The 20,381-nt window shown below is 60.2% G+C and carries 20 protein-coding genes; 16 read left to right on the top strand and 4 right to left on the bottom strand.

Going from position 1 to position 20,381, the window contains the following annotated elements; genetic code table 11:
• Positions 1-83: 83 nt before the first annotated feature.
• From LNV09_RS12680 to LNV09_RS12665, 4 genes are all read right to left on the bottom strand, one after another.
• On the bottom strand, positions 84-929 hold the full coding sequence (locus tag LNV09_RS12680; protein ID WP_263557441.1) for a flagellin N-terminal helical domain-containing protein: 846 nt from the start codon (positions 927-929) through the stop codon (positions 84-86).
• Between the two features lie 312 nt (positions 930-1,241).
• Entirely contained in the window at positions 1,242-2,087 is an 846-nt protein-coding gene (locus LNV09_RS12675; RefSeq protein ID WP_263557440.1) for a flagellin N-terminal helical domain-containing protein, read from the bottom strand.
• 406 nt (positions 2,088-2,493) lie between these two features.
• The gene (locus tag LNV09_RS12670; protein WP_263557439.1) at positions 2,494-3,333 is read right to left on the bottom strand and encodes a flagellin N-terminal helical domain-containing protein; all 840 of its coding nucleotides are present in this window, start codon (positions 3,331-3,333) and stop codon (positions 2,494-2,496) included.
• 1,003 nt (positions 3,334-4,336) lie between these two features.
• Positions 4,337-5,176, bottom strand: coding sequence for a flagellin N-terminal helical domain-containing protein (locus tag LNV09_RS12665; RefSeq protein ID WP_263557438.1), 840 nt, complete (start codon positions 5,174-5,176; stop codon positions 4,337-4,339).
• Here LNV09_RS12665 and LNV09_RS12660 point away from each other — a divergent pair.
• The 16 genes from LNV09_RS12660 to flhF all read left to right on the top strand — a co-directional run bounded on the left by LNV09_RS12660 (position 5,091) and on the right by flhF (position 20,378).
• Positions 5,091-5,426 carry a hypothetical protein gene (locus LNV09_RS12660; RefSeq protein ID WP_263557552.1) on the top strand — a complete coding sequence of 112 codons (336 nt, stop codon included), beginning with the start codon at positions 5,091-5,093 and terminating at the stop codon, positions 5,424-5,426. The two genes, LNV09_RS12665 and LNV09_RS12660, sit on opposite strands and share 86 nt — an antisense overlap.
• Positions 5,427-5,990: 564 nt before the next feature.
• The gene (locus LNV09_RS12655; RefSeq protein ID WP_263557437.1) at positions 5,991-6,449 is read left to right on the top strand and encodes a hypothetical protein; all 459 of its coding nucleotides are present in this window, start codon (positions 5,991-5,993) and stop codon (positions 6,447-6,449) included.
• Positions 6,450-6,657: 208 nt separating this feature from the next.
• Positions 6,658-6,981 (top strand): flagellar transcriptional regulator FlhD, encoded by a 324-nt coding sequence (gene flhD, locus LNV09_RS12650; RefSeq protein ID WP_263557436.1) that lies wholly within the window; start codon positions 6,658-6,660, stop codon positions 6,979-6,981.
• A 40-nt stretch (positions 6,982-7,021) separates the two neighbouring features.
• On the top strand, positions 7,022-7,558 hold the full coding sequence (gene flhC / locus LNV09_RS12645; RefSeq protein WP_263557435.1) for a flagellar transcriptional regulator FlhC: 537 nt from the start codon (positions 7,022-7,024) through the stop codon (positions 7,556-7,558).
• A gap of 15 nt (positions 7,559-7,573) precedes the next feature.
• Positions 7,574-8,623, top strand: coding sequence for a tetratricopeptide repeat-containing glycosyltransferase (locus LNV09_RS12640; protein ID WP_263557434.1), 1,050 nt, complete (start codon positions 7,574-7,576; stop codon positions 8,621-8,623).
• A 59-nt stretch (positions 8,624-8,682) separates the two neighbouring features.
• A complete protein-coding gene (fliB, locus tag LNV09_RS12635; protein ID WP_263557433.1) occupies positions 8,683-9,930 on the top strand; it encodes a flagellin lysine-N-methylase in 1,248 nt (415 codons plus the stop codon).
• A gap of 200 nt (positions 9,931-10,130) precedes the next feature.
• Positions 10,131-10,454 carry a flagellar transcriptional regulator FlhD gene (flhD, locus tag LNV09_RS12630; protein WP_263533480.1) on the top strand — a complete coding sequence of 108 codons (324 nt, stop codon included), beginning with the start codon at positions 10,131-10,133 and terminating at the stop codon, positions 10,452-10,454.
• A 157-nt stretch (positions 10,455-10,611) separates the two neighbouring features.
• Positions 10,612-11,148 (top strand): flagellar transcriptional regulator FlhC, encoded by a 537-nt coding sequence (gene flhC / locus LNV09_RS12625; RefSeq protein ID WP_263533479.1) that lies wholly within the window; start codon positions 10,612-10,614, stop codon positions 11,146-11,148.
• Positions 11,149-11,179: 31 nt separating this feature from the next.
• A complete protein-coding gene (locus LNV09_RS12620; protein ID WP_263557432.1) occupies positions 11,180-11,938 on the top strand; it encodes a class I SAM-dependent methyltransferase in 759 nt (252 codons plus the stop codon).
• Positions 11,939-12,078: 140 nt separating this feature from the next.
• The gene (gene motA / locus LNV09_RS12615) at positions 12,079-12,939 is read left to right on the top strand and encodes a flagellar motor stator protein MotA (RefSeq protein ID WP_263557431.1); all 861 of its coding nucleotides are present in this window, start codon (positions 12,079-12,081) and stop codon (positions 12,937-12,939) included.
• 267 nt (positions 12,940-13,206) lie between these two features.
• The gene (gene motB, locus LNV09_RS12610) at positions 13,207-14,157 is read left to right on the top strand and encodes a flagellar motor protein MotB (protein WP_263557430.1); all 951 of its coding nucleotides are present in this window, start codon (positions 13,207-13,209) and stop codon (positions 14,155-14,157) included.
• Between the two features lie 26 nt (positions 14,158-14,183).
• Positions 14,184-14,576 carry a chemotaxis response regulator CheY gene (cheY, locus tag LNV09_RS12605; RefSeq protein ID WP_263557429.1) on the top strand — a complete coding sequence of 131 codons (393 nt, stop codon included), beginning with the start codon at positions 14,184-14,186 and terminating at the stop codon, positions 14,574-14,576.
• An 18-nt stretch (positions 14,577-14,594) separates the two neighbouring features.
• Positions 14,595-15,230 (top strand): protein phosphatase CheZ, encoded by a 636-nt coding sequence (locus LNV09_RS12600; RefSeq protein ID WP_263557428.1) that lies wholly within the window; start codon positions 14,595-14,597, stop codon positions 15,228-15,230.
• 206 nt (positions 15,231-15,436) lie between these two features.
• Positions 15,437-16,609 carry a flagellar biosynthesis protein FlhB gene (gene flhB, locus LNV09_RS12595; protein WP_263557427.1) on the top strand — a complete coding sequence of 391 codons (1,173 nt, stop codon included), beginning with the start codon at positions 15,437-15,439 and terminating at the stop codon, positions 16,607-16,609.
• Positions 16,606-18,702: a flagellar biosynthesis protein FlhA gene (gene flhA / locus LNV09_RS12590; protein ID WP_263557426.1), complete on the top strand. Its 2,097-nt coding sequence runs from the start codon at positions 16,606-16,608 to the stop codon at positions 18,700-18,702. Before flhB ends, flhA begins: the two co-directional genes overlap by 4 nt.
• Positions 18,699-20,378, top strand: a complete 1,680-nt coding sequence (gene flhF / locus LNV09_RS12585) for a flagellar biosynthesis GTPase FlhF (protein WP_263557425.1) — start codon at positions 18,699-18,701, stop codon at positions 20,376-20,378. Before flhA ends, flhF begins: the two co-directional genes overlap by 4 nt.
• Positions 20,379-20,381: the final 3 nt, after the last annotated feature.

Genomic DNA, 20,381 nt, shown 5'->3' with positions numbered 1-20,381 from the left:
GGCCGATATGCCTTAGCACTATCGACCATAGGATCCGTAACTTGAGCGAAAAGCAGCCTGTAAGTCGGCTGCTTTTCTTGCTTTTATCCTTTGAGCAGGCTCAAGACCTGCTGGGGTAGCTGGTTGGCCTGCGCCACCATCGCGTTGCCGGCCTGCTGAAGAATCTGGGTGCGGCTTAGGTTGGAGGTTTCCGACGCATAGTCGGCATCCATGATGCGGCTGCGCGCCGCGCTTTGGTTTTCCACCGACACCTGCAGGTTGGAGATCACCGCTTCAAAGCGATTCTGCGATGCACCCAAGGTGGCGCGCTGACTGCTGACGGTGTTGAGCGCGACATCCAGGTTGTCGATGACGATCTTGAGGTCGGCCGTGGTCGATGCATTGCCGATGATGGAGCTCGTCACAGCGAGAATGGACGCGTCTGCCGTGAGATCGGAGGTGGCCACGACGATCGTGTCCTCTGCCCCGGTGTTGGGCCCGACCTGGAACTCTTGTGGCAAGGTCGCATCGACGCCGAGAATCTTTTTGCCGTTGAAAGTCGTGCCGGCCAGAACACGCGTTATTTCTTGAGCCAACTCGCTGAATTCAGCGCCGATCGAGTCAAGGTCGGTGGTGGTGTTGGTAGCGTTGCGCGACTGCACCGAGAGCTCACGCATACGTTGCAGCGTGTCGCCGACTTTGGACAGCGCGCCTTCAGCCGTTTGCGCCAGCGAAATGCCGTCGTTGGCGTTTCGGATCGCGACATTCATGCCTCGCACCTGGGCGTTCATCCGCTCAGCAATCGCCAAACCGGCCGCGTCATCCTTGGCGGAGTTCACACGCATACCCGACGACAGACGCTGCATGGACACGGCCAGCGAACCCTGCGACATATTGAGATTGCGCTGCGCATTGAGCGAGGCAATATTGGTGTTAATGGTCTGGGGCATTTGAGCACTCCTACTAAATTCGCTAACTTCCGGTCAAGCCGGCGTCCTGTGGTGGCGGCGAACCCAAGGTTCTACCGTCGCCATCTCCGCCCGGCCATTTCAAGCAGTGCCTTCAAAAGGTCGCCGCTTGTTCCGAACGCCGGGTCTGCAAAAAATCCAGACCCGATGAGCGAATTTTCTAAGTGCTTGGCTGTTTCAAAGCTCCGAAAAAGGGGTGAAACATCGCCCATAAAAAAACTCCCCGCCCGACGCATGGTCTGGGAGGGGAGTTGTGGACTTGGGCTGTTCGGTCAAGTCTGCGCGTTTTGCGGATCAACCGCCGCGCAGCAGTGACAACACTTGTTGCGGCATTTGATTGGCCTGTGAAATCATGGCCGTACCGGCTTGCTGCAGGATATTGGCGCGACTCAGGTTCGCGGTCTCGGATGCATAGTCTGCATCCATGATGCGGCTGCGCGCAGAACTTTGGTTCTCGACCGACACCATCAAATTGGAGATGACGGCCTCGAAGCGATTTTGAGCCGCACCCAGGGTGGCTCGTTCGGAGCTGACGGTGTTGATGGCCGCGTCGATATTGTCAATCGTGGTCTTCAAGTCAGTGGCCGTCTTGGTGTTGTCGATCACGTCGCTTGTTACCGCCGTGATGTCTGCGTCTCCCGTCATGTTGACGGTCGTGACCGTGACGGAATCATTGGCGGTGGTGTTGGCGCCAATCTGGAACAACTGGGCACCTGCATTGGCTCCCAAGATGGCTTTGCCGTTGAAGGTGGTGCCTGCCAAGACGCGCTGAATTTCAGCACCCAGTTCGGTGAACTCCTTGCCAATGGAGTCCAAGTCAGTGGTGGTGTTGGTGGCGTTGCGGGCCTGCACACCCAGTTCACGCATGCGCTGCAGCGAGTCGCCGACCTTTGACAATGCGCCTTCAGCGGTTTGCGACAAAGAGATGCCGTCATTGGCATTGCGCACCGCCACATTCATGCCGCGGATTTGCGATTGCATGCGTTCTGCGATCGCCAGGCCAGCCGCATCGTCCTTGGACGAATTGACTCGCATGCCGGATGACAAACGTTGCATCGACGTGGCCAGGGAAATCTGTGTGCCTGACGCGTTACGTTGTGCGTTCAGGGAAGCGATATTGGTATTGATGATGGAGGGCATTTTCAATCCTTTCGGTGTCTATGACTTGCCGGAAAACCGGGCTCACGGTTCGATAACTAGGCTGCATGAGGAAGCAGCTTTGCCAGCAAAACACGCAGAAAAACTCTGCTGCTTTGCACCGTCCGCTCCTGTCCTGTGGGCCCCAATCGCTTGTTGCTTCACAGGGCCGGTTGACCGGACCACGTAGTCCATTCACTTCCTCGGACCCGTTGATTTGTTATCGGAGACACCTTGGATTGACTTAAATAGTTTCTTTCAAAAAAATGCCACCCATGGCTGTGGTACTGCTCGATTGAGGCATTATGAATTGCCGAATGGGTGGCATTAAGGGGCTTGTGCTGGAGGGGTGAGGCTATCCGTTCCTGCGCCGACGGGTGTACTCAGGGCCAGCGAGGCTGGCCCGGGGTCATCGAAGCAATGACAGGACTTGCTGCGGCATCTGATTGGCTTGCGCAATCATCGCCGTACCGGCTTGTTGCAGGATCTGCGAGCGACTCAGATTGGCCGTTTCCGTTGCATAGTCGGTATCCAGAATCCGGCTGCGCGATGCAGTCTGGTTTTCAACCGACACCATCAGGTTGGAGATCACCGCATCAAAGCGGTTCTGTGATGCGCCCAATGCAGCGCGCTCGGAGCTGACCGTGCTGATGGCCGTGTCGATCTGGTCAATTGTCGTCTTCAGGCTGGTTGCGTCCGAAGCGTTGTCGATCTTGTCGTCGGTCACGGCCTTGATGTCGGTGTCGGTGGCCATGTTCTTGGTTGTGACCGTGACCGAGTCATTGGCCGTGGTGTTGGCGCCAATTTGAAACAATTGAGCGCCAGAGCCGCCGCCCAGAATGGCTTTGCCGTTGAAGGTGGTGCCGGAGGCAACGCGTTGGATTTCCGCGCCGAGCTCGGCGAATTCCTTGCCGATCGAGTCCAAATCGGTGGTGGTGTTGGTGGCGTTACGGGCCTGCACACCCAACTCACGCATGCGCTGCAGCGAGTCGCCGATTTTGCCCAAAGCGCCTTCAGCGGTTTGCGCCAAAGAGATGCCGTCGTTGGCATTCCGAACCGCCACATTCATGCCGCGCACTTGTGCGGTCATGCGTTCTGCGATCGACAAGCCGGCGGCATCGTCTTTTGCGGAGTTGACTCGCAGTCCAGAGGACAAGCGCTGCATGGATACAGCCAGCGAGTTTTGCGAAGTTGCAACGTTGCGTTGCGCATTCAGCGAGGGGACATTTGAATTGATGATTGCGGGCATGATGTGCTCCTGTTTCAGCTACGAAGATTCCCGGCTTGGCGCCGACGTGATTCGGTCATTCGGGTGAATTTCCGAGATTCGGGTCTTCGGTCTTGCGACCTTGACCCGCCTCGCCCGGCGCTTGGAAACCGTTGTTGCGCTGCGCTCCATCAGATGAAGTCCTCAACTTGGCGGCTTACCTACCGGACCACGCATCTGTTTCCAGACCCGTTGAATTGGTATCGGCGCGCGCAAAGACGAACTTAAGCGCTTTTGTCAAGTGGCTTGATCTGTTGATAAGCGCCGGGGTTCTGGCCTTGTTCTTGGATTCGCGGTCACCGTCCTGGTTTGGAGGGTGCGCAATGCTGCAGAAGGGGCAGGTCGGCGCTGGAGCTTTTTGGCTTTGCGGTTCTGGCGGGGTCCTTGGAATCTAGAGGTCTTGGAGTGCTGAAACAGGGCTCAGAGCGGAGGAGCTTCCGGTCTTGCGTGCCCTGATTTGTTTTCGGCAGCAGGGCTCAAGCAGAGCTTTTGATAAGCGCCAACTAGTGCGGGCTTATCCGGCGAATGGCGGCTGTGAGCGACCCTCACGCGTCGTCTCAAGCGGCCGGGATGTTGGCGACGGTGATCAATTGCATCGGCCAAGCTGCTTGGCCTAGCTCGCAATTGCATGGACAGTGCCGGCCCTGATTTTGGCGCGGCGCGGGGGTGGGGCGGTCGGCCTTGTTGACCGGGCCTTGTTCAGCTGGTGCGAGGCGCACCAGGCGGGCAAAGCTTACCGAGGCCGAAGGCTTACCCTTGAATGCCGTGCAGGGTGGGCTGTGAGCGCGATGGCAGCGCATCAGAGGCATGCACAGGCCGTGAGCCCCACAAAGGCTTTGCTCAAACAACGCCGCCCGGAATGCTGCTCAAGGGCGGCATTCCGGGCGGTGTCAAGGGGCGGTGTCAGGGGGCTTGTGCTGGGGGAGAGAGGCGATCCGCTCCGGCGTCGGCGCTGGGACTCGGGGCCAGCGAGGCTGGCCCGGGGTCATCGAAGCAAAGAAAGTACTTGCTGCGGCGCCTGATTGGCTTGCGCAATCATTGCCGTGCCTGCTTGCTGCAGGATCTGCGCTCGGCTCAGATTGGCCGTCTCCGTCGCATAGTCGGTATCCAGAATCCGGCTGCGCGATGCGGTTTGGTTTTCCACCGACACCATCAAGTTGGAAATCACCGCATCAAAGCGGTTTTGCGAGGCACCGAGTGACGCGCGTTCGGAGCTGACCGTGCTGATGGCTGTGTCGATCTGGTCGATGGTGGTCTTCAATGTCGCCGCTGTAGAAGCATTGTCGATCTTGTCATCGGTGACGGCCTTGATGTCGGTGTCGGTGGCCATGTTCTTGGTTGTGACCGTGACCGCATCGTTGGCCGTGGTGTTGGCGCCAATTTGGAACAGTTGAGCGCCCGCGCCGCCACCCAAGACAGCTTTGCCGTTGAAGGTGGTGCCGGATGCGACCCGCTGAATTTCGGCACCCAGTTCGGCGAATTCCTTGCCGATCGAGTCCAAGTCAGTGGTGGTGTTGGTCGCGTTGCGAGCCTGCACGCCCAGCTCACGCATACGCTGCAGCGAGTCGCCGATCTTGCCCAAAGCGCCTTCAGCGGTTTGCGCTAAAGAGATACCGTCATTGGCATTTCGAACCGCCACATTCATGCCGCGCACTTGAGCGGTCATGCGTTCGGCGATCGACAAGCCGGCGGCATCGTCTTTTGCAGAGTTGACACGTAAACCCGACGAGAGTCGCTGCATGGATATGGCCAGCGAGTTCTGTGAAGTTGCAACATTGCGTTGCGCATTCAGCGAGGGGACATTTGAATTGATGATTGCGGGCATGTTGTGCTCCTGTTTCAGCTACGAAGATTCCCGGCCAAGCGCCGACGTGATTCGAAATATTCAGGCGAATTTTCGAGATGCCGGCCTTTGGTCTTGCGACCTCGACCCGCTTCGCCCGGCTTGGGCCGACCATGCAGCGTCGCGCCTCTTGGAAGAGGCACTCGACTTGGCGGCTGACCTACCGGGCCACGCATCAGTTTCAAAACCGGTATCTTGGTATCGACCAGCAACAGGCGAACTTGAGCACTAAAGTCAAGAGGCTTGATCGGTTGATAAGCGCCGGGGATCTGGCCTTGTTCTTGGATTTGCGGCCGCCGTCCTGGATTGGATGGGGCGCAAAGCTGCCAATAGCTTGGGAACGGGCAGGTCGACGCTGGAGCGGTTTGGCTTGGCGGGTTTTGCGGAGTCCTTGGGATCTTGCGTAAATGGGCTACTGAAACAGGGCGCAATCCGGAGGAGCATCCGGTATTGCGAGCCTTGAGATGTTTTCGGCCAGCTGACTCCCACAGAGGTTTTGATAAACGCCATCTAGCTGCCGCTTTTCTGCCGAACGCAGCTGGCAGGCGGCCCTAAAGTTCCTCCCATTGCCGTCGAGACGTGCGCGCAGGCGCGCTTCTTATTCAGCAAGCTGTTTGGCCCTAACGTGCGACTGCATGGACTTGGTTCAAACGAATTTTTCTTGAATGGACTGCCCGGCTCTTCCTACTTTTTGTGTTTCGGCTCTCAAGGAGCTGTTGCATGGACAAGCCAGACGGCGCAGGCGATGACTGGACTTAACCTCTCGGAGAATCACATGCATGCAATCAGGCAAGCGATGACGAAAGCCCCCCAGCAGGCCATGGCGCTCAAGCCGGAAGCTCGGGAAATCAGCGAAGAAGCGGCTTGGCTGCTGGCGCAAGCTCGCAATGCGGCCTATGCCGAGGCTGCCCACGGGCGGGTCGGACAAGGCTTGATGGTGCTGATGGATGCACTGGAGCAAGAGCCCATGGCACATGACCTGCTCAGCGATATGGCGGCTTTGCTGTTGAGTGCGGGTGAGCTTAAACATGCCGAGAGCTATGCCCGCCAGGCCCTGGCCATTTCCGCGCAGCATGGTGCAAGTCTGTATTCCCTGGCCTTTGCACAAAGCGGCCAGGGCAACGCGCTACAGGCCAGGCAAACGCTGCGCCAGCTTCTCCAAGGCGAGGCCTTGCTGAGCTTGATGAGTGAGGCGCCGGATCTGTATCCGGTGGCGCAGACCGAGTTGGCGCGGCTGGACAAACTCTTGGGCTGATGCCACTTGGCTCCCCCGCGCTGACAGGCTTGGCGCTGGGGCGGCTTGAACGCTGGCAGGCAAGGCTGTAGGAGTTTTCCTGACAAGGCTCTGGGAAGAAGCCAGACTCAAGGGCTGGATTTAGGCTGATGTTGCGACCCTGTTTGTGTCTTCACAATCCGTATCAAGTTGTTACGAGTTGTGTAGCCAAATAAACCGGAGTCCCAAGATGAACGCAGACCAAATCCTCGCCGAAATTCGTGAAGCCAATCTGTCTTATCTGATGTTGGCGCAGAACCTGATTCGCGCCGACCGCGAGCAGGCTCTCTATCGCCTGGGCGTGTCGGATGACACGGCGACGCTGATCGCCACGCTGAGCCCGGCGCAGCTGATGAAGATCGCGTCCGGCAACACCTTGTTGTGCCGCTTCCGTATGGATGACGATCTGGTCTGGGGCTTGTTGACCAGCCATAGCAAGACCACCGCCAACGACGGCGTCTCACGCTTGCATGCCAGCATCCTGATGGCCGGCCGCCACCAAGAAGCCGCCTGATTTCAATCGCCCCATTTCACCAGACAACCGAGCCTCCACCATGCGCGCCAAAAGCATCCTCACCGAAGCCGTTCAGATCAACCGTGCCGTTACTTTGATCAATCTGGGCGCCCGCCTGCAGGTCTTGGAGTCGGAGACCGATATGTCGTACGAGCGCTTGCTGCGCTTGTACAAGGAAGTCTCGGGCAAGAGCCCGTCCAAGGGTCAACTGCCGTTCTCGACCGATTGGTTCATGACTTGGCAGCCCAATATCCACGCCTCGCTGTTCCTGAACGTGCATGAGTACCTGAACAAAGTGTCGGAGCTGGACGAGATCGACGCCGTCATCAAGGCTTATCAGCTCTATCAGGAGCAAACACAGGCGCAAGGCCTGGAGGCGATGTTGTCGGTGACGCGCGCATGGCGCCTGGTGAAGTTCATTGATAACGGCATGTTGACGATGACCAAATGCTCGGAATGCGGTGGCCACTTTGTCACCCATCCGCACGAGATTGCCCGTCACTACGTCTGCGGCATGTGCAAACCGCCGGCCCGCGCCGGCAAGGGCCGCTCGCAGGGCTCGATCCAGATGCACTGAGCAAGCGAGGCTGAGATGGCCAGCCCTGCTTTGGCGATGCGAACTTGCCTGGTGGTGATCGCGCGCGACGAAGCCGCCTGCATTGAAAGGCTGCTGAACTCGGCGCGGCCCTGGGTCGACGAGATGCTGGTGCTGGACACCGGCTCGGTCGATGCGACGCCGACGCTGGCGGTGGCCTGCGGCGCCCGGCTTGAAAAATTTCTCTGGTGCGATGACTTCGCGGCGGCACGCAATGCGGCATTGGATGCTGCCGGTGCCGATTGGCATGTGCTGCTGGATGCCGACGAATGGTTGATCTCCGGCGGCGAAGCCTTGGCCGCTTTGCGTCAAACGCCGGCCAACTTTGTCGGCACGATAGCTCTGCAGGATCAATTCCTGGATGGCGCATTGCGCCACGCGCAGTCGAGGCTGTCGAGAGTCTTGCCGGGCAACATACGCTATGCCGGGCGCGTCCATGAGCAGCCGCATCATTCGCTGCCGATTCAGCCCTTGAACATCAGCGTTGGGCATGATGGCTATTTGCCTGATCGTCTGCTGGCCAAGCGGGGCCGCAATCAGCGGCTGCTGCTGCAAGAGCTGCAGGTCCAGCCTGAGCGTGCCTATCTTTGGTATCAACTCGGCAAGGACTGCGCTGTCTATGACGAACATGCGCGTGCCGAGCAGTACTTCGAGAAGGCGGCAGCACTTCCTCACCCCGAACAGGGCTGGTGGTTTGACCTCGTGACTCGGCGTCTGTTCGCGCTCAAGCAGCTCAAAGCACATGAAGCCGCCATACAGTTCGCGCAGACGCAGCTGGGTATTTGCGCCGCGTCGCCGGACTTCTTCTTTGCGCTTGGCGATCTGCTGCTGGACTTTGCCGCCGATACGCCTGAGCAAGCGCCGCATTTGCTGCCGATGATCGAAGATGCCTGGCGGCGTTGTTTGGAGTTGGGAGAGCGGCCCGATCTGAGTGGTGCCGTGGCCGGGCGGGGCAGCTATTTGGCGGCCCACAACTTGGCCTTGGTGCTGGACGGCACCGGGCGCGCTCAGGAAGCCGCAGATTTGCGCCGTGCTTTTGCCGGCTGAGTTCGCGTGCCGCCGCTTTAAGGCGTTACGCTCACAAGCAATTTTTGGACTTGAGGTTGATGAAGATGGGTAAATTCAGTCCGGTCGCTCAAGCTCCGCGCTACTTGAAGCAGTTTCAATGTGTGGGCTCCGCCTGTGTTGAGAACTGCTGTACGGGCTGGCAGGTCAGCATCGACAAGGCGACCTATCAAAAGTATCAGACGATCAAGATCGAGCCCTTGGCGAGTTTGCTGCGCCAGCATGTGCAGAAGAATTCCAGCTCGGTGTCGGTAAGCGGCAGCTACGCCTCGATTGCCCTGAAGACCGAGCAAGCTTGTCCTTTTTTGGACGAAGCCAGGCTTTGCCAAATCCATTCAGGCTTGGGCGCGCAGGCCTTGTCCAATACCTGTAGCGAATATCCTCGCATCTACACCTTGGAAGGTGTTCAGGCGGGCGTGGCGGCCAGTTTGAGTTGCCCAGAGGCTGCGCGCTTGGCTTTGGCCTCGGCCGATGCGGTCGAGTTGGATAGCTTCACCCTGCCTTTTGCCAACCTCAGTTTGGTGCCATTCAACCGCCGCGTTGGCCCGGTTGCGGCGGCCGAGCCCGATCTCGTGCGCCGGCACGCCCGACTGCTGCGTGAGGCCTTGATCATGGTCATCAAGCATCCCGACCTGACTGCGGCTCAAGCCTTGGTGGTGTGCGGTCTTTTGCTGCGCCAAGTTGCCAAGGTGGCCGCCGATGTGCAAGCGCAGGGTGGGGATGCGCTGGCCGCTGATCAGGGTATGTCAGACGCTTTCGAGCAATACCTGAACCCGAACTTTTTAGAGCATGCGGCCGCCCATGTTGAGGGCCTGAACATTCCGAAAGAGTTGCAGGCATCGTTACTGATGGGGGCAACGCAGAAGTTCTTGGCTGACAACGGCGGGCGCCCTTCGTTTCGCGCCTTGATCGCGGAGGTCCAGGCCGGCCTGCAAGCCCAGAGCTCGCAAGGTGCTGAAAGGCTCAGAGAGTTTGGTGCGGCGCATCCGCATGTGCTGAAGAACTATCTTGTCAACAGCATGGTTGTCTCCTTGTTCCCGCGCAACGGCAGCCCTGAGCTGGAAGCCGACTTCATGGCCCTGGCTGTGCGCTTCGCCCTGATCAAGTTCTATTTGCAGGCCCTCGCGGCGCGCGCCGATCAGCCCTTTGGCATCGATGAGTGCGTGCGCGTGACCTATGTTGTGGTCCGCAATATCGAACACAACCGTCGCTTTATGCCCATGGTTTTGCAGTCATTACGGGATAACGACGCCTTGCGCATGGAAGTGCTGGCCACCCTGGTTGGCTGACAGTTTTTGTCCTACACCGACAAGATCTTCCTGGGAGACGCGTTAAAACAGGCTGTCCCGTGTAGGAAGTTACCTGACAGAGGTGAGGGAAGAAAAGGGACTCAAGCGCTGGAGATAGCCTGATGTTGCAGCCCAGTTCATGTCTTCACAATCCGTATCAAGTTGTTACGAATCACGAAGTCAAAACCCCGGAGCTCAACATGAACGCAGACCAAATCCTCGCCGAAATTCGTGAAGCCAATCTGTCCTACCTGATGTTGGCGCAGAACCTGATTCGCGCCGACCGCGAGCAAGCGCTGTACCGCTTGGGTGTCTCCGAGGACACCGCTACCTTGATCGCCACCTTGAGCCCAGCTCAGCTGATGAAGATCGCTTCCGGCAACACCTTGCTGTGCCGCTTCCGCATGGATGACGATCTGGTCTGGGGTCTGTTGACCAGCCACGGCAAGACCGCCGCCAACGACGGCGTCTCCCGCCTGCACGCCAGCATCCTGATGGCCGGCCGTCATCAAGAAGCCGCCTAGCTTGTTGACCCCGCTTGCGCGGGTACGCGCAAGCGCCCCCAAGGGGCCTGACCTGAAACGGGCCGTGCCCGCCTCATGTCAGTTCGGCGGGACCGCTTGGGGCGGCCCGGCGCTGGCCCCGCAAAGACTGAACAGATCCAAGAACCGAGACTCCATCATGCGCAACAAAAGTATCCTCACCGAAGCTCTGCAGATCAGCCGTGCCGTGACCCTGATCAATCTGGGTGCGCGCTTGCAAGTGTTGGAGTCGGAGACCGACCTGTCTTACGAGCGCCTGCTGCGCCTGTACAAGGAAGTTTCGGGCAAAAGCCCATCCAAAGGCCAACTGCCGTTCTCGACCGATTGGTTCATGACCTGGCAGCCCAATATCCACGCGTCCTTGTTCCTGAACGTACATGAGTACCTGAACAAGGTCTCGGAGTTGGACGAGATTGACGCCGTCATCAAGGCCTATCAGCTCTATCAAGAGCAGACGCAGGCGCAGGGGCTGGAAGCGATGCTGTCCATCACGCGCGCATGGCGCCTGGTCAAGTTCATCGACAACGGCATGCTGACGATGACGAAATGCTCGGACTGCGGCGGCCATTTCGTCACCCACCCGCACGAGATTGCCCGCCACTATGTCTGCGGCATGTGCAATCCGCCGGCTCGCGCCGGCAAGGGCAGGGCGCAAGGTTCGATCCAGATGCACTGAAGGCGGCCGCGGCTCGCTACATCGCCCGTCCATGCCGCAAGCGATGCATTTGCTGCGCTGGCCGCTGCCCGCTTTGCTGAGTTGGGGGGCCGCTTGGGCGAGCTTCATGGGCTTGATGGCGTCGGGCTTGGCCCTGGGTCCGGCCATGGTTGCCAGCGCCTTGGTAGGCGCTGGTTTGGCGCTGCTGCATCAGGCGCGCTGGCGTCGCCTGATCGTGGCACTTGGATTCCCCTTGTCAATGCTGGTGGTGCTGCGCTCTGCGGCCCTGCCTGCCTGGGGCTGGCTCTTGCCGCTGGGCTTGCTGGCCCTGGCCTACCCACGCCGCACTTGGAGTGATGCACCTTGGTTCCCAACGCCACGGGGCGCTTTGGCGGCGCTGGGCGAGCTGGCTCCCTTGCCCGTGAACTCCGCAATACTTGACGTCGGCTGCGGCTTAGGTGATGGCCTGCGGGAGTTGCACCAAGTTTATCCCCACGCTCATATTGAAGGCATCGAATGGAGCCGCCTGTTGGCCCGCTTGGCCGCCTGGCGGTGCCCTTGGGCCAAGATCCAAAGAGGCGATATGTGGACGCAGGATTGGGCGCGATTTGCTCTGGTCTATGTGTTTCAACGCCCCGAGACCATGGACCGGGTGTGGGTCAAGGCCTGTCGGGAGATGCGGCCCACGGCCTATCTGGTCAGCCTGGACTTTGAGATCGGCGGGCAAATCCCGTTGGCGACGCTGCCCTTGAGTCGCGGACACAGCCTGTGGCTGTATCGCCCGCAAGCGCTGGCGCCTGACAGTTGCTGAGCAAGCCAGCGCCATGTCAATAGGCTCGATTGAGCCGTCAAAACCGCTTTGATGCGCAGACCGCCCGCGAAAACTATTGCCACACTCAAGGCCTCAACGATCCCGCCGATAAGGGCAGGGAACCCTCAAAAGAAAGCATTATGTTTGTCTTCATCGGTTGGGCCGTCGCGATGGTTTGCATCTTCGGCGTCTACATATTCCACGGTGGCAATATCAGCGTGATCTTGCATGCCTTGCCGTTCGAGATGATCACCATTTTTGGTGCCGCCATCGGCGCCTTTCTGGCCAATAACCAGATGAAAGTGGTGAAGGGCACCCTGGCCGGCTTGGGTCGCTGCTTCAAGGGCAGCAAATTCAGCAAGGCCCGCTATCTGGAGTTGCTGGCGCTGATGTACGACATCTTGCAAAAAGCCCGCAAAGAAGGTCTGATGTCGATTGAAAAAGACGTCGAGGATCCGCACAGTTCGGCGCTGTTTCAAAAATACCCGACCGTGGGCAATGACCACCATGTCACCGAATTCATCACCGACTACCTTCGCATGATGGTGTCGGGCAACCTCAATGCGCATGAGATTGAATCGCTGATGGACAACGAGATCGATACCCACCATGCCGAAGAGCATGCCGCCGTGGCAGCGATTCAACGCATTGCCGGCGGTCTGCCGGCTTTCGGCATCGTGGCGGCGGTGCTCGGGGTGGTCAACACCATGGGCTCGGTCGGTCAGCCGCCGGCGGTGCTGGGCGGCATGATCGGCTCGGCGCTGGTCGGTACCTTCCTCGGCATTTTGCTGGCCTATGCTTTTGCTGAGCCCTTGGCCGGTTTGCTGGAGCAAAAGGTCGAGGACGCCGGCAAAGAGTTGCAATGCATCAAAACCACGCTCCTGGCCAGCATGCAAGGCTACGCCCCGCAAGTCGCCATCGAATTCGGCCGCAAGGTGCTGTTCTCCGGCGACCGCCCCACATTCGGCGAGCTTGAGGCTCATGTGAAGGGCAAGAAGTGATGCCTTTGCTCTTGCTTGAAACGCAGTTTCTGGGGGCTTACAAGTCCGCTGCCGGGCCGCTCCCAAAGCGGACGGCGCCCCTGGACCATGCAATGGACCTGTTCCGGACCATGGGGGCAGGAGCCGTATTCGGCGACGTGGGGGCAAACAGAATCAAGTCCGCTGCCGGGCCGCTCCCAAAACGGACGGCGCCCCTGGACCATGCAATGGACCTGTTCCGGACCATGGGGGCAGGAGCCGTATTCGGCGACGTGGGGGTAAGCAAACATGGCCGGTGACGCCAAAAAGCTCCAGCCCATCATCATCAAGCGCGTCAAGAAGGGCGGGCACGCCAGTCATGGTGGCGCCTGGAAGATTGCCTATGCCGACTTCGTGACGGCGATGATGGCTTTCTTCTTGCTGATGTGGTTGCTCGGCTCCACCACCGAGGGCGATAAAAAAGGCATCGCTGACTTCTTTGGCTCGCCCCTCAAGGTGGCGATGCAGGGCGGCTCGGGCTCGGGCGATTCTTCCTCGGTGGTCAAGGGCGGCGGCAAGGACTTGACGCGCGAAACCGGGCAAGTCAAATCCGGCGATGTTGAGGCGCAAAAGCGCACCTTCAATCTGCGGGCCTTGAAGGAAGAGCAACGCAAGGCCGAACGTGCTCGCCTCGAGGAGTTGAAGGACAAGGTTACAAAAGTGCTGGCCAACAACCCGCAGCTGAGCTCGCTGGGCGGCCAGATCAAGCTCGATATGACGCTGGAAGGCCTGCGGATTCAAATCGCCGATGAAGAGGGGCGGCCGATGTTCGACAGCGGCAGCGCCGTGGTCAAGCCCTATATGAAGCAGTTGCTGCGCGAGTTGGGCAATGTCTTGTCCGAAGTGCCCAACCGATTGACATTGGAAGGCCACACCGATGCCCAGCCCTTCCCCGGCGGAGATCGGGGTTATAGCAACTGGGAACTATCGGCCGACCGGGCCAACGCCTCGCGGCGTGAATTAAATCTTGGCGGCCTGCCGGAAGCGCGTACGCTGCGGGTGCAGGGTTTGGCCGCGAGCAAGTTGCTGGACCCCAAACAGCCCGAAAGCCCGATCAACCGCCGCATCAGTATCATCGTGATGAATCGCGATGCAGAAGACGCTGTATTGAAGAATTTGCCGCCAGAAGACCCGGCGCCAGCGCCTGCTGATGCCGCCACTGAAATAAGTCCCTCAAGTTCCGCCACCAAGCCCCGATAAATCTCTCTAGCCCTGCGAGGAAAGCCATGAGCACAGATATGAAATTTTTGGTTGTTGACGATTTCTCAACCATGCGGCGCATTGTGCGCGGCTTGTTGAAGGAGATCGGCTACAACAACTGCGACGAAGCTGAAGACGGCGTTGAAGCCCTCAGCATGCTCAAGCTGGCCAAGTACGACTTCGTCGTCAGTGACATCAATATGCCGAATATGACCGGCTTTGAGTTGCTCAAGGCAATCAAAGAAGACCCCAATCTCAAACATTTGCCGGTGCTGATGGTGACGGCCGAAGCGCGCAAGGAAGACATTGTGCTGGCGGCGCAATCGGGGGCGGCTGGTTATATCGTCAAGCCTTTCACCAAGGCAACCCTGGAAGAAAAAGTACAGAAAATTATGCAAAAACTGGCCGCAGCGGCCTGATCCCCAGGGAGACACGATATGTCAATCGAAGCACTGAGTAAATTGGACACGGGCACAGATCCGCTGACGGTCTCGCCCGAAGTGTTCCAGCAAATTGGCACCATCACGCGGGTTTTGCACGACACCATGCAGCAACTCGGCGTGATGCCCAAGCTTCAAGTCGCCACCGACGGCCTGCCCGATGCGCGCAGCCGGCTGAGCTATATCGCCACCAAGACGGCTGCCGCCGCCAACAAGGTGTTGAACTCGGTCGATGAAGCCAAGGTCGACCACGCCTACATCACCAACGCCACCAATGAGATCGCGGCGGCCTTGGTGGCTGATCCGGTCAAGGCGGTGGCCAGCGGTGCGGTCTTGAACTTCGTCAAGGAAGTCGAGGCCCGCACGGCCCGCATCGATGCGCATCTGACCGACATCATGATGGCGCAAGACTTCCATGATCTGACCGGTCAGGTGGTGGCCAAGGTCGTGACGCTGGCCAACGATCTGGAAGACAGCCTGGTCAAGCTGCTGGTGTCCATCGTGCCGCCAGAGCAGCGAGAGAAGGTTGACCCCAACATTCTGCAAGGCCCGGTCGTCAACCCCGAGGGTCGCACCGATGTGGTGGCCGATCAAGGTGAAGTTGATGATTTGCTGGCGAGCTTGGGCTTCTAAAGTCTCGGACCGCAAGGACCAAACCCGCCGCTGGCGGGTTTTTTTACGTCCCAGGCCGTCAGGAGCTTGCCGGCCCGATTCTGATCTGTGAAAAAGCTCACGCCGGATGACGGCTGTTTTTACCGAGCTTTTCCGCCTTAAGTTTTTGGCCGGCCCGCGAACAATGGCTGCACGAGCGAGTACCTGCTCGTCCAACCTGATACATCATGGCCGACCAAGACGCACAAGACAGAAATTTACCGGCCTCAGCCAAGAAGATCGAGAGATCTCGGGCCGAAGGCCAGCTGCCGCGTTCAAAGGATTTGCCTCATTTCGCGATGATGGTGGCCGCCGCCGCGGTGCTGATGGTGGGTGGGCCGGCAATCAGTGAAGCCTTGCAAAACATGCTGGGCTTGGCGCTGCGCTTTGATGCCCGCATGTTGGCGCAACCCAATTTCATGGCCGAGCGTTTGTGGGACTTGTCCCTGCGTTTTCTGATGGTGATGTTGCCTGTCAGCGGCTTTTTGATGCTGGTCGCCATCGCCAGCAATATCGCATCGGGCGGTTGGAACTGGACCTTGAAGCCGCTGGCACCCAAGTTCTCCAACCTCAATCCCCTTACCGGCCTGGGGCGGCTGGTGTCTGGTCAGGGCGTAGGGCAGGCGCTGAAGGCGGTGGCCTTGGCCTTGATTCTGGGCGTCATCGGGGCGATGGTCTTGAAGGACCGCATGACGACCTTCGTCGGCATCATGTCGGTGCCGCTTCCGGCTGCCTTGGTCTATGCCGGCCAGCAGTTGATGGGCGGCATGACCTTGCTTGGCGTGGCGCTGGCGCTGTTCGCCGCCATCGATGTGCCGCTGCAACAGCAGCTTTACAACCGCCGCATGCGCATGACGCGTGAAGAGGCCAAGCAGGAAATGAAAGAGGCCGAGGGTAACCAAGAAATCAAGGCCAAGATCCGCGCCAAGATGCGCGAGATCGGCCGCCGGCGCATGCTCGCCGCCGTGCCGACAGCGGACCTGATCGTGATGAATCCAACCCACTATGCGGTGGCGCTGAAGTATGACGACGCCAGCATGGCCGCGCCGCGCGTGGTGGCCAAGGGTGCAGATCTGTTGGCGATGAAGATTCGTGACCTGGCGACCGAATGCAAGGTACCGGTTTTGCAGTCGCCAGTGTTGGCGCGGGCCCTCTATGCCCATGCCGAGGTCGACCGCGAAATTCCGGTCGAGTTGTTCTCGGCCGTGGCCCAGGTGCTGGCCTATGTGTATCAGTTGAAGGCCGCCATCAAGAACCGCAGCGCCAAGCCCGCCATGCCCAATCCACCGGTGCCGCCGGAGCTGGATCCGCACAACAAGCCGGTCCCGACGGACAGCGATCTGGAGGATGAACCCGTATGAATGCCTTGATCGCTCAACTGCAAGCCCTGTTGGGGCCGCGCGCCGGCGTACTGGGGGCTTTGGGCGCACCGATGGCCGTCATCATGGTGCTGTCCATGATGGTGCTGCCGCTGCCGGCCTTCATGCTGGACCTGATGTTCACCTTCAATATCGCGATGGCGGTGATGGTGATGATGGTGGCCGCCCACATGATCAAGCCGCTGGACTTTGCGGCCTTCCCGACCGTCCTGCTCTTGACCACCTTGCTGCGCCTGTCGCTCAACGTCGCCTCGACCCGCGTGGTGCTGCTGGAGGGCCACACCGGCACCGGCGCGGCCGGCCGGGTGATCGAGGCCTTTGGCCACTTTCTGATTGGCGGCAATTTCGCCGTCGGCCTGATCGTGTTTGCGATTCTGGTGGTGATCAATTTCATCGTGGTCACCAAGGGTGCGGAGCGTATCGCCGAGGTCGGCGCGCGCTTTTCCTTGGACGCGATGCCGGGCAAGCAGATGGCGGTCGATGCCGATCTGAACGCGGGCCTGATCGACGAGAAAGAAGCCAAGCGCCGCCGTGCCGAACTGGGCGACGAGGCAGACTTTTTCGGCTCCATGGACGGTGCCAGCAAGTTTGTGCGCGGCGACGCGGTAGCCGGCATGTTGATTCTGTTCATCAACATCATTGGTGGCTTCATCATCGGCATGGCGCAACATGGCCTGAGTGCCGGCCAAGCGGCCGATTCCTACATCTTGCTGGCGGTCGGTGATGCGCTGGTGGCCCAAGTGCCGGCGCTGCTGATTTCGGTCGCGGCAGCGATGGTGGTGTCGCGCGTCGGCACCGACAAAGACATCGGCAGCCAGATCGGTCGCCAGGTCTTTGGTTCGGCCAAGTCTTTGGCGGTGACTTCCGGCGTGATCGGCATGCTGGGCTTGATCCCGGGCATGCCGCACCTGGTGTTTTTGTTCATCGCCGGGGCCCTGGGCTATCTCGCCTGGTGGCTGCGTGTCAGGGATCAGCAGCAAGAGCGCGAGGCCAAGACCACGCAAGCGGTTGCGGCGCTGGCGCCGGCCGAGCCGAACTCAGAAGCGACCTGGGACGACCTGATCCCGGTCGACACCTTGGGGTTGGAGGTCGGCTACCGGCTGATCAGCCTGGTCGACAAAACCCGCGAGGGCGACCTGCTCAGCCGCATCAAAGGCGTGCGGCGCAAGTTCGCACAGGAGGTGGGCTTTTTGCCGCCGTCCGTGCATATCCGTGACAACCTGGAGCTGCGGCCCAGCCAGTACCGGCTGTCGCTGCGCGGCGCCGTGGTGGGCGAGGCGGAGGCGTTCCCTGGCATGTGGTTGGCGATCAACCCAGGCCAGGCGACCCAAAAACTGATAGGCACGCAGACCACCGACCCAGCTTTTGGCCTGCCGGCGGTGTGGATCGACGACAAGCAAAAGGAAATGGCGCAAATGGCCGGATTTACCGTGGTTGATTGTTCGACCGTGGTGGCCACACATCTTTCACACTTGATGCAGGTCCACGCAGCCAAGTTGCTGGGCCGCGTAGAGACCCAGGCGCTGGTTGAACATCTGACCAAACAAGCGCCTCAACTGATTGAAGATGTGATTCCCAAAATGATAGGCATCGCCACTTTGCAAAGAATTCTCCAGCTGCTGCTGGAAGAGGGCGTGCACATCCGTGACATGCGTTCCATCGTTGAGAGCCTGGCCGAGAATTCGACCGTGACCGATCCGGCCGAGCTGGCCCGGCGCATCCGCACCCACATTTCACCCGCCATCGTGCAGCAGATTTACGGCCCGGTGAAGGAGCTGGACGTGATCGCGCTGGAGCCCGAGCTGGAGCGCCTGGTCACTCAGGCCTTGAATTCCCCGCATGGCGCGGCCCTGGACCCCGGCGTGGCCGACACGCTGGCCCGCAGCGCCGCCGAGACAGCCCAGGCCCAGGAAGATCGCGGTGTGCCCGCCTGCTTGTTGGTGCCCGACCTGATCCGTGCACCGATGGCCCGTTTGTTGAAACGCGCAGCACCGCGCCTGAAGGTGCTCGGCCATAGCGAAATTCCTGAAACTCATTCCATCCGCATTGGATCGATCATTGGAGGCACGGCATGAACGTCAAAAGCTTTACCGCTAAAACCTCCCGTGAAGCGATGGCGCTGGTGCGCCAAGCCTTCGGCAACGACGCCGTGGTCCTGTCCAACAAGCCCTGCGCCGGTGGCGTCGAGGTCTTGGCGATGGCGCCCGAAGGGATGTCGCAGATCGAGCGCGTGGCGGCCACCGCCCCGCGCGTTGCTGCCCCAAGCCGCGTCCAAGCGCGCCCCGTGTCAAGCCAAAACGAAGCCGCAGCCAATCCACGCAGCTTCGCCGCCCGCACCGGCCAGCGCAGCGAACCGAGCTTTGGCTATTCGGACCCGTTGACCGGAGCCAGCGAGGTCGGCGACGACGTCCAGACGCTGGCGATGAGCACCTTGTCCTTTCAGGACTATGTGCGTGAGCGCGTGCTCAAGCGCCGCCAGGCCGAGTTGGACGGCGTACCTGATCCTCTTGCTCCACCCATGCTGATGGACCGCCCGCAAGACGCGCCCGGCGTCAGCTCCTTGAATGCAGCCCGCCAACAGCGCGCCCAAAACGCCTTGCAGGCAATGCAGCCACGCCGCGCCGAACCGGTGGCACCGCCGCCAGCCCCGGCCCAGCGCCGTGCGCCGCCGGTGCTGCGCGACGAAATCCGTGTGCCGGCGATGCAGCGTGAAATGGCTGACTTGTCCGGCATTGGCAATGCGGGCGAGCTCAACGATATGCCCGGCCGTGGCCGTCGCGATCAGCAAGACATGATGAACGAGCTGCGCTCGATGAAGGGCATGATCGAAGAACGCTTCGGCGCCCTGGCCTTCATGGAGAAGTTGCAGCGCCAGCCGATTCAGGCCCGCTTGACCCAGAAGTTGCTGGAGATCGGTTTTTCGCCCGCCTTGGTGCGCAAGCTGGTCGAAGGCTGCCCGGCCGAATTCAAGGGTGGGCCCGGTGAGGCCGCCGATGAAACGACCTGGGCCGCCAATGTGCTGGCCCGCAATCTGCAGACCGACGAGCACAGCCCGGCGCTGGAAGAGCAGGGCGGCGTGTTCGCGCTGATCGGCTCGACCGGCGTGGGCAAAACCACCACGACCGCCAAATTGGCCGCCGCCTTCGCCACCCGCCACGGCGCTGCGCATCTGGGTTTGATCACCTTGGACGCCTACCGGGTCGGAGCCCATGAGCAGCTGCGCGCCTATGGCCGCATCCTCGGCGTGCCAGTGCATACCGCGCATGACAAGGCCTCGCTGGAAGATCTGCTGGAGCTGCTGGCCAGCAAGAAAATGGTGCTGATCGACACGGCAGGCATGGCCCAGCGCGACAGCCGAACCAACGAGCTACTGGACATGCTGGCGCACCGCAGCGTGCGCAAGATCCTGGTCATCAATGCCGCTCAGCAGGGCGAGACGATCGAGGATGTGGTCAGCGCCTGGCGTGCCAGCGATTGCCACGGCGTGGTGCTGTCCAAGATCGACGAGGCCGTCAAGCTGGCCCCGGCGCTGGATACCTTGATTCGCCACAAGCTCAAGGTGCTGGGCGTGACCAATGGTCAACGCGTGCCCGAAGACTGGCACCGCCTGTCGGCCCAGGCCTTGGTGCAGCGTGCGCTGCGCGCGGCCGCAGCCGGCGCCTGGCGCATGGACAGCGCCGACGTGAATTTGATCTTTGCCGGGGGGCCCGCGCTTGGCCTCAAGCATCCCGCTGCCATGGGTGCTTTTTAGTCC

This window comes from Paucibacter sp. B2R-40, assembly GCF_025717555.1.
Lineage (GTDB): Bacteria > Pseudomonadota > Gammaproteobacteria > Burkholderiales > Burkholderiaceae_C > Paucibacter_A.
Note: the sequence above shows the minus strand (reverse complement) of the source record. Positions and strands in the feature narration are given on the sequence as shown.